Below are 15,112 nucleotides of genomic sequence, written 5' to 3' on the forward strand. Positions count from 1 at the left end.
CATTGTAAGTATTAATTAAATAAATATTTTTAAAATAAAACTTGCAATTATAGTTTACGATATGTATAATATATCTAACGAATCGTAATAAATAAGTAACGAGTGTAAAATATAATTAACAATATTTAAGTGCTTATTTAACAGGAGGTCTAATATATGAATTTGAATCCAATAATTGCAGAAAATCTTAAACGTTTGAGGTTGGAAAGAAATTTAAGTTTAGGACAATTGGCAGAATTATCTGGAGTGAGTAAAGTAATGCTTTCACAAATTGAAAAGGGAGATTCAAACCCAACTATCAATACCGTTTGGAAAATTGCAAAGGGCTTAAATGTTCCGTATACAGTGCTAATTGATAAACATGAAGATGAAACTTCTGTGGTAAAAAAGTCAGAAGCAGAATATCAGAATAGTGAAGATGGAAGTTATCGTGTTTACTGTTATTATGGTAATACACCACATAGAAATTTTGAATTATTTTTACTTGAATTGGATTCAGAAGCAACCTATACTTCTGTTGGTCATTCTGAAAAATCTCAAGAATATATCAGTGTTATTCAAGGAGAACTTGTACTTACAACAAACAATGAGGATTATTTGCTTAAAAAGGAAGATTCCATTTGTTTTTCATCAGCAAATCCTCACACTTATAAAAGTTGTGGTAAGAGTACTCTTAAAGCTATAGTTGTAAACTTTTATCCAATTTAATAATTTTAAATAAAATTTAGGAGGAATGAGAAATGACTGAATTAATATTTCAAAAGGACAGTTACATAAAGGAATTTGAATGTAAAGTTATTGGTGCAGATGAGGCTGAAAATGCTGTTATTTTAGATAGAACAGCATTTTATATAGGGGGAGGTGGTCAACCTTGTGATGTTGGAGTATTGGAAACAGCTAAAGATAAGTATGTTGTTAAAAAGGTTAAGAAAAAAGGAAATGACATATATCACTATATTGATGGAAAACTTCCTGAAGTCAATGAAATGTGTACAGGAAAAATAGATTGGGAACACAGATATAAATTAATGAGAACTCATACAGCTATGCATATTTTATGTGGTGTTGTATGGAGAGATTATAAGGCACAAGTAACTGGTGGAGACATGGATTGCCTTAAAGGAAGAATGGACTTTGAGTTTGAAAACTTTGATAAGGAACTAGTAGAGGAAATTGAAGAGAAGGTTAATAAGGAAGTACAATCTAAAAGAGAACTTAAGGTAAATATTTTAGAAAGGGAAGAAGCTTTTAAAATCCCTGATCTAATAAGGACTAAAATAAATCTTTTGCCAGAAGGAATTAAACAAATAAGAACAGTTGAAATTGAGGGATTAGATCTTCAAGCAGATGGAGGAACCCATGTAAAAAATACTTCTGAAGTTGGAAAAATAAAAATAGTAGACTATAAAAGTAAGGGAAAAATCAATAAGAGAATATATGTTGAAATAGAAGACTAGTATAGAATGTTTTTTTTATAGAATATATAGGATTCTTATTTAATGTTAGGATTAATAGTTATAAAACCATAAAATTACAGTAACATTATTAACGTTATTACTCCCCTTAAGATAAACAGGTTTAGAAATAAAATCTGCTAGTGGAAAGGGGAGTATTTTTATATCAAAAAAGATGGAGTATTATTTTAAGAAATATAAGGATTAAAGGGGGCATTTATATGAAAGGAGCAATTAAAGCAGCATTTCCAATTACAATACCAGTTATGCTGGGATATATTTCTGTTGGAATGGCTTTTGGATTGTTATTTGAAAAGTCTGGATATAATTTACTATGGGCAATTTTAATGAGCATAATTGTATATGCAGGTTCTATGCAGTTTATAGCTATTAATTTATTAACAGGTGGGGCAGGTTTAATAGAAATAGCGCTTATGACTTTGTTTGTAAATATCAGACACATGTTTTATGGTTTATCTTTTATAGATAAGTTTAAAGAAATGGGAAAGAAGAAAATATATATGATATATTCTCTCACTGATGAGACTTATTCATTGTTATGTTCTTCAAAAGCACCTGAAGGTGTTAACAATAATTTATTTCTTTTTTGTATATCATTTCTCAATCAAGTATATTGGATAATTGGAACGATTATAGGATCAGCTTTAGGTTCATTGATTAAATTCAATACAAAGGGAATTGATTTTGCAATGACGGCCTTGTTTGTAGTTATTTTTATTGAACAGTGGTCATCCTATAAAACCCATATTCCTGTTATAATTGGTATTTTATCAACCATTATATCACTTTTAATTTTTGGAACTGATAATTTAATTTTGCCATCAATGATACTTATAACAGTAACTTTGATGATTTTTCAAAGGCAAATAGATAAGAACAATTATGAGGAAAGCAGAGGGGAGGATGTTGGTGATGCATGTTAATAGTAGTTATACTTTAATTGCCATATTAGTTATGGGAGCTGTAACATTTGCTATAAGAGCAGCAGCATTTGTTTTGTTTGGAAAAAATAAAACTACACCAAAATATGTAGTGTATATAGGTAATTATTTGCCTCCTGCAGTAATGGCTATGCTCATAATTTACTGCTTAAGAAATATTAATTTGCATGCATTTCCCTTTGGAATTCCTGAAGCAATTGGAGTTGCCACAGTAGCAGTATTGCATATTTGGAAGCGCAATAATTTGGTTAGCATATTGGGTGGAACAATAATATATATGATGGGAGTACAGTTGATATTTGTGTAATCTTTCATATTGAAAAATTAATAGAAAAGTGAAGTTAACTAAAGTAATATAAATAATTTAAGAGAGAATCTTTTAATTAGTATTAGAAGATTCTTTTTTAAATTGCTTATATTTAAATAGATGAATTTAAGTTATTTTTGGATATCTATTAAAAAACTATTGACTAATTATAGTTTTTATATAATAATAAATTTAAATTAGTTAGTAAATATAAGAATGTATAATAATTAATCAATTATGTAAGCTAAAAATAATTAATCAATAAATGGTGAAAATAATTGATGTGAAAAATATTTAAAATTATTAGAGAGGAATGATAATATGGGAAAAAATTTTTATTCTGCCGTAGCAGACAGACGTACATTTTATGGAATTAGTAAAGAAGCTGTAACTTCTGACGAAAGAATTAAAGAAATTATTGAATATGCTGTAAAACATGCTCCATCAGCATTTAATTCTCAAAGTGCAAGAGTAGTTTTGCTACTTGGAAAACACCATGATAGACTATGGGATATTACAAAGGAAGCTTTAAGAAGGATAGTTCCAGCTGATAAATTTAGTTCTACTGAGAATAAAATAAATTCATTTCAAAGTGGATATGGTACAGTTTTATTCTTTGAAGACAATAGTGTAATTGAAGGGCTTCAGGAGAAGTTTCCTGCCTATAAAGATAATTTTCCAATTTGGTCACAACAATCAAGTGGTATAAATCAATATATTATATGGACTTCATTAGAAATTGAAGGATTTGGTGTATCATTGCAACACTATAATGAATTAATTGAAGAGGATATTAAGAAGGAATGGTCTATACAAAATAATTGGAAACTTATCGGACAAATGCCATTTGGAAAGCCAACAGCACAACCTGATGAGAAACAGTTTGAACCTTTGGAAGATAGGGTTAAAGTATTTAAATAGGAAATTAATATTGATGCTACAATTATTTAATAAAATGTATTAAAATTTTAAATCATTGAGTTGTTTATATAATTAGCAAAGGACTTAAATCTCAATTTTACTGAGAATTAAGTCCTTTTTTATTGGAAAATTAAAAATTCATCTATTATAAACTGTAATTCAATAAAGTATATTGACAATAAAATGTATAAATGTTACAATGAACATTACATAATATATCATTTTAATCATAACACATTTAAAACAAAAAGTCAATACTTTTTTGAAAGGAAGTTTTGGAAATGAAAAATTCTATTGATTTGTTTCAAAATGAATTATTAGAAAAGCAAGTTTTTAATGACATAATTCAGTGTAACGAATCTACAAGAGAATATGGATTAAAGCTATCTTGTGAAGATGTTAAAGAAATCATAAACACAAGGAATATAGCGCTTGAAAAAAGTGGAAGAATAGAATTCAATGGTCAAATCATAAGTAAAATTATTGAAGCTTTTTGTGATTCACCATATATATCCCAGTATAACTATAGTGATACAATAAACGAACTTGTAGAAATTTTTTATAATTATAAAAATGAAACTTTAGATTATATAAGTGATGATGAATTAATAGAAATTATGGAGGATAAATTTGATAATTATTGTCAAGGATCATTAGAACTTTTAGAAGGAAGGGTATTGTATAAAATTGCTGATAATATAAAAAATGGTTTTAAAGATTATACAAATCTTGATAATGAAAAGGATTGATGAAGTATGGGTAAGAGTAATAGTATTGAAAAATATGATTATTTTGCAGGAGAGAACCTTGATGAGGAAAGTTTTTTAAAAGAGATTTTAGGAATTTGTTATCAGAAAAAATTACTAAATGATAATACCTTAAGAAAAGTATACTATGAAAGAATGGAGCTTTTAAAGGAGAAATTAAAATATTACACAAAGGATGAAAGCAGCTCGGTTAGAGTAGAGACAGTTGAAAGCATTTTGAAATGTATTGATTATACTATAGGGAGCTATTTAAAAAGCTTTAACAATATGGAACTTGTAATCAAAGAAATAAAGAATACTAGCCTATTTGAAATGTTGAGTAAAGGACAGGATTTGATTAGTAAAAAAGTATTATATAGTAAGAAGCTATTATACCAAATTAGTAAAAATAAACTTAAAGTTGATAATTACTCTTATAACGATACTATAGATTATGGAATTCCGTTGTTTTTTAAAGAATATAATAGTTTTTTTGCAGCTCATGAAGGTTCAGGATCAATAGATTATCAGCTTCACATTGATAATATGAACCGTACAGGTATTGAATATATATATAATTATTTAGAGACTTTAAGTTTAGAAAATGAGTTTTGTAATAAATTTTGTATTAGTGAAATTAATAAGTTGTTAAAAGCTTATGACAAAAACTGTGAATTGTTGTTGATAAACATATTTGAATTGGTATTTATTAATTCATTAGGAATGATTATTTGTGGTAAGGAGCCAAATAACCTTAATATTAGTAATTTGGATAGGAAGTGCATAAAAAATAAATTAGAAAAATTATCTTTGGAAGAATTACAATTAGAATTGTTAAAGTGTGTGAAAAAGTGCTCGGAAGTTTTGGATATTAAAAATGAGGCATTGATAGCTTATATGAAAAAATCTGCATTGAAAGCAGCTTTATTGATAAAAGAAAACGTAAAAATAAATAGATTAGAATCAGTATTTCTATCTTTTAAAGAAGATAATGTGGACGAAATGATTCAATACAATGATGGTGAAAGTATGTCAAACGCTCAATTTAAAAAATTAAGTGAAGAAATTAGAGATTGTTCCTCAGTGGAAGATAAAATATCATTAATTAAAGATAACATTAGTAGTTTGGAAGATTTATTTGATATATTAAGTGCTGATTGTCTATTTGAAGATGAATATATTACTTATTTTAAAAGCTTATCTCAAATGGAAGTAGTTCTTTTATCAAGATATATATATGATTTAAGTCTTGAAAATGAATATGAAAAGCAATGGTATCAGGAATTTAATAAGTATATTTTAGGTTTAAATGAGAAAGAACAAAAGGAAATAAAAGAACTTAGGGATAGAATACAGTTGTAAGTAGCAAAATTAAAGCTGTTATATCAGTATGTTTAAATACTTGATATAACAGCTGTATTATTTTGTAACGTGTTTACTTAAAATGATGTTTATTTTTAAAATTGGCAAAATTCAATATATTATCCTTGTGCAAATCATCAAATTTATCACTTTTGACTGCCTCCATTATTATATCTGCAATTTTATTAGCCATGTGTAGTACATCATTTAGACGAATATCGGAGAATTTAACATCATCATTACTAACTGCTATGGTTCCAACTATAGATACATCTCCTGTACTTGGTAATTTTTTGTTTACTCCAGCACCAGGATGAATAGGATAGTTTCTTAAATGAATTTGAAATTGGGATTCTTTGTTGCTAAAGCAAGCATCAATGGCTATAAAAAAACCATTAGGATGATTTTTCTTTATTTCTATTAAAGAATGTGATATATTAACTGCATGAATAGGATTTTCTATTGTGCCATAAATAGGAAGGCTAAAGCCTCTTGATTTTAAAATGCTTCCAACAAAAGGTGCCAAACTATCAAATATGCATTTATCTGTGCCAATACAAATTACAACTAAATTACTTAAATTGTCTTTTATAAGTTCATGGAAAAATGCAGCCCCATTGTAGTATGTTTCATTTTTTTCTACGATAAATTTTTTTGATGATTTTGTTTCAGTATAAGAAGATTCTAAAGAGCTTGTATATTCTTTTTTTAAGATTCTACTTTGGTAAATACTACTAAAGAGCCCCATGATATCACACCTCTCTTAATTATAAATCTATTCATAAAGTTTATACATTTACTTACATTTTAACATATTTTATTTAATTGTTTAATAATATCATGAAAAAATCTTAAAGAATTCTTAAAAAATCTTAGAAAGGAAAGTTAAAGTTAATAAGCTTTAAAAAATTGATTAAAAAACTGAGAGGAGTTTATTATTTTCAATAGTGTTATAAATATTACACAATTCATAGTGTGTTATTTAATGCGTTTATTTGGAAATGTAAATAGAGATATGATAGAAGAAAATAAATTAATTGTATAATAAAAGGTTTTGTGAGTATTGGGAATATAAATAAATTATTATGAAATTTAAATTTATTTACATTCCCCAATTGTTAGTCGTGCATATAAAATCACCCTTTGTTTTTGATTTAAAATATACTTTTGTACATAATATAGTATTGCCACATTTTATGTTACTATATAACTATAAATTTAAAAAATTATGATTTTGGTACATTCCATCGTAATGAATACACTAATAACATTGGAGGATTTGATATTTCCCAATTTATTACTCCATTATTGTCAAAACTTTTTTCGCATTTATCCAAGGCAATACGACTATCTATAATAGGAAATATTTCAGCATTTGCTGAACCTTTCCTATAGTTTTCTGATATTTTAATTTTTAATCTGAGAAGCTTTGTTGGTTCTACTATAGTTGAAGATATGACTGGATTAGCTTTATTTTCATTATCTTGCAATTCAAAAGTCAAGTGTAGGTTTATAATATCACCTTTCTTATAGATTTTGCCAAAATGAACTTCAAATTGTTGAAATGAGTCTCGTTTGGTTGTTAATATGATTATATGATCTTTATCAGCACTGTTAATTTTAGTTTTATCGCTGCCAGTCCAATTATATTTATCATAGTATCTATCAATACTTTTGCATAGAACCTTTAGTTTAATCTGCTTTTGATATATTATGTGGTGCATGTCTATATATTCATAGAAGCATTCTTTTTCTAAAAATATATATTTAAAATCGGTTTTAGTATATACATTGTATATAGGGCTATATTGTTTATATGCAAATAATCCTAATAATCCCATAGCTGCTGCAGCAATAATGGCTATTATGATTGAATAAGGTATCAAATAATCAACGCTAGAAACAACAATATGCATTGCTAGCCCAGTAATCCCAGTAATCACTATGAAAATTAAATACTTAATAATGTCATAAATTCCTTTGCTTAAAACGCTTTCTAATATTTTTTTTATACTTCCTGGCATTTTACAACCCCCGGAAATGTAGAGCTTTTACCATATAATATTCTTATTAATCTTCAAATATGACATTACAGTAAAAAAACATATTATATCTTCCTGTGATGTTAAAATGAGTGGATTATATATGGGGTTGTTGCAAATATAAATTTCTTAATGCTACAACCCCACTATTTAAGGCATATTCAAAAAATATTCGTCACATATGGATTAATTATTTTCTTTCAGATGCCTAATATTTAAAAATAAAACTATTTAAATGCACCGTATTTTACTAAAATACCCTCAATTTTTTCATTTTTGCAAAGAGCTAAGGGCGTTAGGCCTAAATCATTCTTTGAATTTATATCAAAACCCAAATTTAATAATGTTTTTAGAAATTCTTCAAAATGTTCATCAAGACAATTTACATAGTCATCATGAAGAAGTGTATTTTTATATTTATCCTTTATGTTTATATCAGCTCCATATTTTATAAGGAGATTTAATAACTCTACAGAATAACTAAAATTGCAGTAAAATACAGGAGTTTTACCAGATATATTGACAGCATTAACTTCAGCGCCTTTTTGTAATAGTATAGTTATTATATCAATATGAGGTACTGCTCTTGCACAAAGTTTATGAAGAGGAGTTTCTAAAAATTTGCTGTGATGGTTGTTGATATCAATGCCGCTATTCATTAAAAGTTTAATTGTTTCAAAATAATTATTTTCACAGTTGTCAATAGCATAATGAAGTATACTTTGAAGTTGAAAATCGGAATTTAAATTGTTAGAGCCATTTAAGTAATCTTTTATGTCATCTATATTTCCTTTTCTAATAGCTGCGTAAATTGATTTGTGGTTTGAAGAAAATATGCTGCTAAGTATACCCAAATGAGTCACCTCCTAAAAATAAAATAATGCCTAAATAATTAGTATTTGTAAACTTGTATAAGAATATTTTAACTTAATTATATTTGTTCTATATTAAATTTATCTATTGTTGTTTGAATGTTATTAATCAACATGCTTACATGATATCCATCAGCTGCTGCATGTGATATTGTAACCGTAAAGGGCATTAACCATTTTTCATTTTCTTTATGATATTTTCCGTATGTTATAATTGGCATTAGTGATGGATTGGAACCATTACTATATGTGGAATATCCTGTGAAATTTAACCATGGTACACATGATATACAATAAAAGTTTTCAGGTTGATTTGGCTTGATTTTTACTCCTTTAACATTTGAATATTTTTCAATATCCTTTTTATAATTATCATAAAATTTATGAAAATCATCTGTATACTCTGACCAAATATCTGAAAAGGTATGATCATCTTTATGAAAAATGGTATAGTTAGGATGAACAATATCGTACACAATTAACTGATTATTTTCTCTAAGTCTCATACAAAATTCTGGCATGGAATTTATGTTATAAGTAACACAATATATAAATGAAGGGTAAAATTTTAGATTATTCTTTTTTAATGATTCCTTAAATGAAGTAACATCAAGATTTGCAGTAATACTATAACCACACTTAATTTGCTCAGTATAGTACTTAAAGTGATCTTTTCTTTCCCATTTTTCCAAATCAACTATATGAAACATAAATTAATTCCTCCTTAATATAAAATATTAGTTTCTACATATATAGTAATTATATCAATACAATATGTTATATGTAAAATTTGATCAATAGGAGGAATCTTGTAAATGCCCATAAGAATGGTGTGAATTGGATTGAAGGTGGGTGAATTATATTAAGATAAAATTAAAATGAATTTATATTAAAAAATAAATAGGATATGTATTTTTGTGATAAAAAGATATTAAAAGGGGGCTATTGTAATAAGAATAAATATTACAATATATTGCTTAATGACGTAGCCCCATTTTTATATTATCGAATTATTACATTAACTACAGGAGTTTCTCCAGCAACTAATTCAGTAACATCATCATTCCATAATAATACAGTTTTATTTTTAGGAGCATTAGTTATTGTAGTTACAATTAAAGAACTATGTGCTTTTTCTTTTACAAAATCTAAATCAAATTTTAGTATATCTTGTCCTTTTTTTACAGTTTGATTTCCTGCTATTAAGTATTCAAATCCTTCTCCTTCTAATATAGCTGTTCCTATACCTACATGAATTAAAACAACATAGTTATCTTCTGTTTTGATTCCTACAAGATGTTTGCTTTCTGCAGTTGTTACGATTTTACCGGAAACAGGTGCTTTTACTATGCCGTCTGCTGGAATAACAGCAAACCCATTTCCTACTAGACCCTGGCTAAATAATGGATCAGGTACTTCAGTTAATTCCACAAAAGTACCATTTGATGGTGATACTATAATATTTGCTTCACGTTGTTCTTGATACATTTTAAACATAAGAAAAAACCCCTCTCGCTTTTAGTTTGCCTCGCTGAAAAAGCATAAAAACTAACTAAATTGTAGCTAATGAGCTTAATAATGTCAACGATTATGCATGTTCTTTTAGTGTATCTGTATGTTCTTTTAGTGTACTTTTATATTTTTGCTTAAAAGATATGTAAATCTATAAGTTATTGGATCCTAAACATTTTTTTGAAATTTTAATAAATTCTCGTGCATATTTAGATAAAGACTCTTTGCTTGAATAAGCAGCAATTACATCTGTAACTGTAATAGGAGAACCAATAGAAAAAAATACAGGTGTCTGTGGACAACAAATATGTTTAATGTGACTTTCAGAAATAAAGGTTAATCCATAACCTGAACTAGCAAGTCTTATAGAAGCTTCAATATTTCTGGTTTGCAGCATAATTGGAGGATTTATATCTGCTTGGTTAAAAACATGTCTTTCCATTTGTCCCGTAAATTGATATGGGAATTGAATAATAAATGCCTCATTCTTGCAAAGACGAATATCCATCCAAGGATAACGTAAACCTTCAATTTTCATTCCTTTTTTAGCTAAAGGGTGATCTTTATGCATAACAAGCAGCATTTCTTCTTGATGAATGACTTCATATTCTAAAGATAATTTACGATTAGGTTTATTAAAAATGACTAAATCACTTATACCATCCTTTACATTTTTTTCGATTTCAGCAGAATAACCTTCTGATAACATGATGTCTATATTTGGAAACTTTTCATGGAAAAGAGGTAAAATTGCTGGAATTAAATAGCTTCCCCTAAGTATAGGAATTGATAGTTTTAATTTTCCTCTTTCTGAATCAACTGATTCATTTAGCCTATTCAAAAGTTCGTTCCTTTGATGAAGTATTTTTAGCCCTTCTTCTATAAAAATTTCTCCCTCATAGGTTAAATTTATTTTATTGCCTTTGCGTTTAAATAGCACCAATCCTAATCTTTTTTCCATGTTTTTAATATATGTACTAAGAGTAGGCTGCGTTATATAAAGAAATTCAGCAGCTTTTGTAATATTATGATATTTTGAAATTGCATAGGCATATTCTATATCTTTAAATTCCAAAAAAACACTCTCCTTTTTGTGAACTATATGCTTTGTTATGCACTGTTGTGGTTATGATTACCAGTGCAATAATTTAAGTTGATTATAGCACGAAAATATAATAATACAAAAGTAAATTATTGTAATAGACTATAGAAAATACATATAACTATAGCTTGCGACTATGAAAAGTATAAAAATAAGCAATTTGAATAATGTCGAAAAATATCCTATAATGGCTTCATACACTTTGTTAAGTTGTAAACAATACCATTTTCCTGTGGGCCCTAGAAAATATATATGTTTTATGTATGGTGTATTAATAATTAAAAATGTTTTTGGAGGTATTAATAATGGGAACACTTATGGGTGCTATACTCATTTTTATATTCATTGTTGCAATTTATAAAAAGGCTCTTAGTCCATTTGTAGCTTTAGTTGCTGTTCCGTTAGTTTTTGCTATTTTTTATTGCTTAATAACTAATCAAACACCAATGAATGCTTTAAATTGGGTTACTGAAGGAGTATTTTATAAAGTTGCTAAAGGAAAAGTAACTGCAGGAACTTTTAAATCTGCATTAATGGTTTTATTCGCATGTAGTTATTTTACTTTAATGATGCAGGTAGGTTTATTCGATCCACTAGTTATAGCTATCATAAAATTAGTTAAGGGAGATCCCCTTAAAATCATAGTAGCTTCTACACTTACTGCTGCAATGGTATCTCTTGATGGAGATGGAACTTCTACAGTACTTATTACCACTGCTGCTTTCATGCCTCTTTATAAGCAATTTAAAATTAAGGGGATTTATCTAGCACTTCTCATAGCTTTACCGACTTCAGTATTTAACATGACTCCATGGGGAGGACCGCTAGCTAGAGTATTATCAGCCCTTAACATAGATGTAGCAGAACTTTTTCCAAGATTGTTGCCAGGTATGGTAGTGGTTATGATCTATGCCATTGTACTTGCATACTTTATTGGTAAAAAAGAAAGAGCAAGATTAGGATATGATCCAGCAAAAGCAGTTAATATTTCTCAAGAAGAAATGGAAAAAATGTTTGATGCTGTTAGAAAGAATGATCCAGAATTAAAAAGACCAAAGGCTTTTTGGTTCAACTTGATATGTACCGTTATTATAATGGTTATGTTAGTAGATGGTATGGCAAATAGTGCTATTTTATTCTTAATTGGTTTAGCGCTATGTCTTGTAGTCAACTATGGATTTAATTTTAAGGAACAAAAAGATAGATTAGCAGGAGCTATGGAAGAAGGAATGCCAGCTGCTGCAATGATTATTGGTTCTGGATTTTTTATGGGAGTTTTAAATGGAAGTGGTATGGGAACAGCTATTGCTACCACTTTAGGAGGCTTAGTACCTGCTGGAATGGGTAAGTTTATTCCGATTTTTACAGCAATACTAGGAATACCAGGACTTATTTTCTTAAGTTCAGACGGATATTACTTTGGAATATTACCAGTACTAGCAAAAGTTGCAGCTGGATTTGGAGTTACTTCAGTTACAATGGGTGTAGCAGCAATGATTCCACTGGCAACTTATTATGCAACACCACTTGTTGCTTGGATATACATACTTATTGGAAGAACAGAAGTTGAATTTGTTGATTATCAGAAGGGAATCTTAGCAGTAGGACTTCCAGCATTTGCACTTTATGTTCTAGTATTCATTTTAACTGGATCAATTCCATTGTAAAATTAAAAATACATTTACAAATAAAAATTATTATTTGAATATTTACACTGCTGACAAACCCACTTTGTCAGCAATTTTTTTGTTAGCATTTTTATGCATAAAGTTACAAGAAATATTGAAAGTCCTTAGTGCTAAATTACAATATTTATATATGACTAAAAAGTTATTTCTTTAATTCTGCATTATATACAGCCATAGCGGCTTGAGCTACTTGCATGTCTTCTTCAACAGAGCCGCCGCTTACCCCAATGCCACCTATAATTTTCCCATTATACTCTAATGGATAACCTCCACCAAAAATAATCATTTTTGAAACGTTTTGAACACCATATAAAGATGTTCCAGGTTGTGAAACTTCAGCAACTGCATCAGTTGGAAGTTTAAGAGTAGCTGCTGTATATGCTTTATTTAATGAAATTTCTCTACTTACAAGTAAAGCTTCTTCCATTCTTTGTTCTAAAATTAAATTAGCACCTTTATCTACTGCAGAAAACCACATTGGAACTCCTATTTCTATAGCTTTTTTCTCAACTGCAATAGCCATTTTTCTTGCTAGTTCAAGATTAATTCCATAATCAGTTATTTCTGTATCGGTTATATTTTTAGAAGCTTCTGATTGTGTTATTACTGAATCACTTCCTAAGCTTTCAGCAATTTCTTTATATTTTTTCAAACCAGCTTGTGCAACGGACATATCTTCTTCTACAGAACCACCGCTTACACCAATAGAACCAATAACCTGTCCATTTAATACGAGAGGAAAACCTCCACCAAAAATAACTATTTTGCTATCATTTTGGATACCATATAAAGCTGTTCCGGGCTGAGATAAAGTTGCAAGAGTGCTAGTTGGCATTTTTAATGCAACAGCAGTATATGCCTTGCCTTGTGATATTCTTTCACTAACTAAAATTGCTCCTGCCATCCTATTAATAGAAATTAAATTTGCATCAGCATCATCAATAGTGATATACATAGGAACTTTTATCTCTTTTGCTTTCTCCTCAGCTGCAGCAGTAATTTCCTTTGCAAGTGCTAAATTTACAATGGATCTTGCCACTTTAATATTAGAGTTTTGAGCTTCAAAAGTTTCAGGTTGAGTAGTATTTTTTCCCATTAATAAAACTCCTTTCATATTATATATAATTTACTTAAAAATTTCAAAGACTATTTTTACTTATAATATAGCATTTAAAATTTCTACTACTATTGATAGCTAAATTTCAATTAAATCACTTGTTTGAAGTTTGGTTTTTTCCATTGTTTCTGCAAGTAAACGTGAATACGTTTTCTAAAGTTTGAACTCATTTTATCTTAGAGCTTTACTATATGTCAATGAATAAATTTTCCATATACCTGAAAATGTAAAAATGGTATTTGGATGTATATTACAGAGAGTGAAATCATTGCAGATGTCCCTAAATATAGAGTATAGAGTATAGAGTTTTGATTTTATACTGAACTTATACTGAACTTATATTAATTAATTCTGCATCTATGCTATTATCATCTATATTTAATATTGCCATACTTATAGGTAAATTGAATCTTTTAGGACCAGCACTTCCTGGATTTAAAAATAATACATTATCGTGTCTTACTTTCAGTGGTCTGTGAGAATGACCGCTTATGACAATATTGATACCTGACGTTTCTAAATCTATATCTAGTTTATCAATATCGTGAAGTACATATATTAATATGTTTTCCACTTCTACCAATTCTGTTTTATTTAATTCATATGCAAAATTACCTTTGTCACAATTACCTCGTACTGCAGTAACAGGAGCAATTTTTTTCAGCTCCTTTAATATAGTAGGATCTACTACATCTCCAGCATGTATAATTAAATCACATCCTTTTAGAATTTCTAAAACTTCTTCTCTTAAAAGACCGTGGGTATCAGAAATTACTCCAATTTTATATTTCTTCATAAAAACCTCTCCTTAGTGCATTATATTGATTTTTTAATATCTTCATATGTGTTATGGAATAAAAAGCTAGTTATTCATACTATTAAAAAAATATATTTTTATATTGATTTCAATCAAACATAGTATAAAATTTTATATTTTAAAATATTATACTACAATTATATAGTTTTGAAACTATTTAAAATTTATTAATCCATTTACTGGTGATAAATAAAAAAATTTTTAAACTAA

16 protein-coding genes are annotated in these 15,112 nt (G+C 28.0%); 8 read left to right on the forward strand and 8 right to left on the reverse strand.

Annotated features, from left to right (window positions below):
- Nucleotides 1-156 precede the first annotated feature (156 nt).
- From Ccar_RS05260 to Ccar_RS05290, 7 genes are all read left to right on the forward strand, one after another.
- A complete protein-coding gene (locus Ccar_RS05260) occupies nt 157-708 on the forward strand; it encodes a helix-turn-helix domain-containing protein (RefSeq protein WP_007063663.1) in 552 nt (183 codons plus the stop codon).
- 32 nt (nt 709-740) lie between these two features.
- Nucleotides 741-1,457 carry an alanyl-tRNA editing protein gene (locus Ccar_RS05265; protein WP_007063662.1) on the forward strand — a complete coding sequence of 239 codons (717 nt, stop codon included), beginning with the start codon at nt 741-743 and terminating at the stop codon, nt 1,455-1,457.
- A gap of 218 nt (nt 1,458-1,675) precedes the next feature.
- A complete protein-coding gene (locus Ccar_RS05270) occupies nt 1,676-2,398 on the forward strand; it encodes an AzlC family ABC transporter permease (RefSeq protein ID WP_007063661.1) in 723 nt (240 codons plus the stop codon).
- Nucleotides 2,388-2,723: a branched-chain amino acid transporter permease gene (locus tag Ccar_RS05275; RefSeq protein WP_007063660.1), complete on the forward strand. Its 336-nt coding sequence runs from the start codon at nt 2,388-2,390 to the stop codon at nt 2,721-2,723. The genes Ccar_RS05270 and Ccar_RS05275 overlap by 11 nt, the downstream gene beginning before the upstream one ends.
- A gap of 321 nt (nt 2,724-3,044) precedes the next feature.
- Complete coding sequence (locus Ccar_RS05280) at nt 3,045-3,644, forward strand: nitroreductase family protein (RefSeq protein ID WP_007060769.1); 600 nt, start codon at nt 3,045-3,047, stop codon at nt 3,642-3,644.
- Nucleotides 3,645-3,925: 281 nt separating this feature from the next.
- Nucleotides 3,926-4,393 (forward strand): DUF6323 family protein, encoded by a 468-nt coding sequence (locus Ccar_RS05285; protein WP_007060768.1) that lies wholly within the window; start codon nt 3,926-3,928, stop codon nt 4,391-4,393.
- A gap of 6 nt (nt 4,394-4,399) precedes the next feature.
- A complete protein-coding gene (locus Ccar_RS05290) occupies nt 4,400-5,752 on the forward strand; it encodes a DUF6179 domain-containing protein (RefSeq protein ID WP_007060767.1) in 1,353 nt (450 codons plus the stop codon).
- A 73-nt stretch (nt 5,753-5,825) separates the two neighbouring features.
- On the opposite strand, the gene yyaC is transcribed toward Ccar_RS05290, so the two are convergent.
- The 6 genes from yyaC to Ccar_RS05320 form a co-directional block, all read right to left on the reverse strand.
- The gene (gene yyaC, locus Ccar_RS05295) at nt 5,826-6,500 is read right to left on the reverse strand and encodes a spore protease YyaC (RefSeq protein ID WP_007060766.1); all 675 of its coding nucleotides are present in this window, start codon (nt 6,498-6,500) and stop codon (nt 5,826-5,828) included.
- 478 nt (nt 6,501-6,978) lie between these two features.
- Nucleotides 6,979-7,776, reverse strand: a complete 798-nt coding sequence (locus tag Ccar_RS05300) for a hypothetical protein (RefSeq protein WP_007060765.1) — start codon at nt 7,774-7,776, stop codon at nt 6,979-6,981.
- Nucleotides 7,777-8,021: 245 nt separating this feature from the next.
- Nucleotides 8,022-8,648 (reverse strand): ankyrin repeat domain-containing protein, encoded by a 627-nt coding sequence (locus Ccar_RS05305; protein ID WP_007060764.1) that lies wholly within the window; start codon nt 8,646-8,648, stop codon nt 8,022-8,024.
- Nucleotides 8,649-8,725: 77 nt separating this feature from the next.
- Nucleotides 8,726-9,376: a chloramphenicol acetyltransferase gene (locus Ccar_RS05310; RefSeq protein WP_007060763.1), complete on the reverse strand. Its 651-nt coding sequence runs from the start codon at nt 9,374-9,376 to the stop codon at nt 8,726-8,728.
- Nucleotides 9,377-9,668: 292 nt separating this feature from the next.
- A complete protein-coding gene (locus tag Ccar_RS05315; RefSeq protein ID WP_007060762.1) occupies nt 9,669-10,163 on the reverse strand; it encodes a PTS sugar transporter subunit IIA in 495 nt (164 codons plus the stop codon).
- Nucleotides 10,164-10,329: 166 nt separating this feature from the next.
- Entirely contained in the window at nt 10,330-11,253 is a 924-nt protein-coding gene (locus tag Ccar_RS05320) for a LysR family transcriptional regulator (RefSeq protein WP_048029961.1), read from the reverse strand.
- 332 nt (nt 11,254-11,585) lie between these two features.
- On the opposite strand from Ccar_RS05320, the gene Ccar_RS05325 reads away from it, so the two are divergent.
- Complete coding sequence (locus Ccar_RS05325) at nt 11,586-12,947, forward strand: citrate:proton symporter (RefSeq protein WP_007060759.1); 1,362 nt, start codon at nt 11,586-11,588, stop codon at nt 12,945-12,947.
- A gap of 163 nt (nt 12,948-13,110) precedes the next feature.
- Here the strand turns inward: Ccar_RS05325 and Ccar_RS05330 are convergent, their stop codons facing one another.
- The gene (locus tag Ccar_RS05330) at nt 13,111-14,064 is read right to left on the reverse strand and encodes a GlcG/HbpS family heme-binding protein (RefSeq protein ID WP_007060758.1); all 954 of its coding nucleotides are present in this window, start codon (nt 14,062-14,064) and stop codon (nt 13,111-13,113) included.
- 346 nt (nt 14,065-14,410) lie between these two features.
- Nucleotides 14,411-14,881, reverse strand: coding sequence for a metallophosphoesterase family protein (locus Ccar_RS05335; protein WP_007060757.1), 471 nt, complete (start codon nt 14,879-14,881; stop codon nt 14,411-14,413).
- Between the last annotated feature and the right edge of the window lie 231 nt (nt 14,882-15,112).

It is taken from the genome of Clostridium carboxidivorans P7 (genome assembly GCF_001038625.1).
Taxonomy (GTDB): domain Bacteria; phylum Bacillota; class Clostridia; order Clostridiales; family Clostridiaceae; genus Clostridium_AM; species Clostridium_AM carboxidivorans.

Excerpts from the sequence above, each read along its gene's own strand:
- Ccar_RS05325 (WP_007060759.1), top strand. The coding sequence starts at position 11,586 with ATGGGAACACTTATGGGTGCTATACTCATTTTTATATTCATTGTTGCA.
- Ccar_RS05310 (WP_007060763.1), bottom strand. The coding sequence starts at position 9,376 with ATGTTTCATATAGTTGATTTGGAAAAATGGGAAAGAAAAGATCACTTT.
- yyaC (WP_007060766.1), bottom strand. The coding sequence starts at position 6,500 with ATGGGGCTCTTTAGTAGTATTTACCAAAGTAGAATCTTAAAAAAAGAA.
- Ccar_RS05265 (WP_007063662.1), top strand. The coding sequence starts at position 741 with ATGACTGAATTAATATTTCAAAAGGACAGTTACATAAAGGAATTTGAA.
- Ccar_RS05280 (WP_007060769.1), top strand. The coding sequence starts at position 3,045 with ATGGGAAAAAATTTTTATTCTGCCGTAGCAGACAGACGTACATTTTAT.
- Ccar_RS05290 (WP_007060767.1), top strand. The coding sequence starts at position 4,400 with ATGGGTAAGAGTAATAGTATTGAAAAATATGATTATTTTGCAGGAGAG.
- Ccar_RS05275 (WP_007063660.1), top strand. The coding sequence starts at position 2,388 with ATGCATGTTAATAGTAGTTATACTTTAATTGCCATATTAGTTATGGGA.
- Ccar_RS05270 (WP_007063661.1), top strand. The coding sequence starts at position 1,676 with ATGAAAGGAGCAATTAAAGCAGCATTTCCAATTACAATACCAGTTATG.
- Ccar_RS05300 (WP_007060765.1), bottom strand. The coding sequence starts at position 7,776 with ATGCCAGGAAGTATAAAAAAAATATTAGAAAGCGTTTTAAGCAAAGGA.
- Ccar_RS05260 (WP_007063663.1), top strand. The coding sequence starts at position 157 with ATGAATTTGAATCCAATAATTGCAGAAAATCTTAAACGTTTGAGGTTG.
- Ccar_RS05335 (WP_007060757.1), bottom strand. The coding sequence starts at position 14,881 with ATGAAGAAATATAAAATTGGAGTAATTTCTGATACCCACGGTCTTTTA.
- Ccar_RS05330 (WP_007060758.1), bottom strand. The coding sequence starts at position 14,064 with ATGGGAAAAAATACTACTCAACCTGAAACTTTTGAAGCTCAAAACTCT.
- Ccar_RS05315 (WP_007060762.1), bottom strand. The coding sequence starts at position 10,163 with ATGTTTAAAATGTATCAAGAACAACGTGAAGCAAATATTATAGTATCA.
- Ccar_RS05285 (WP_007060768.1), top strand. The coding sequence starts at position 3,926 with ATGAAAAATTCTATTGATTTGTTTCAAAATGAATTATTAGAAAAGCAA.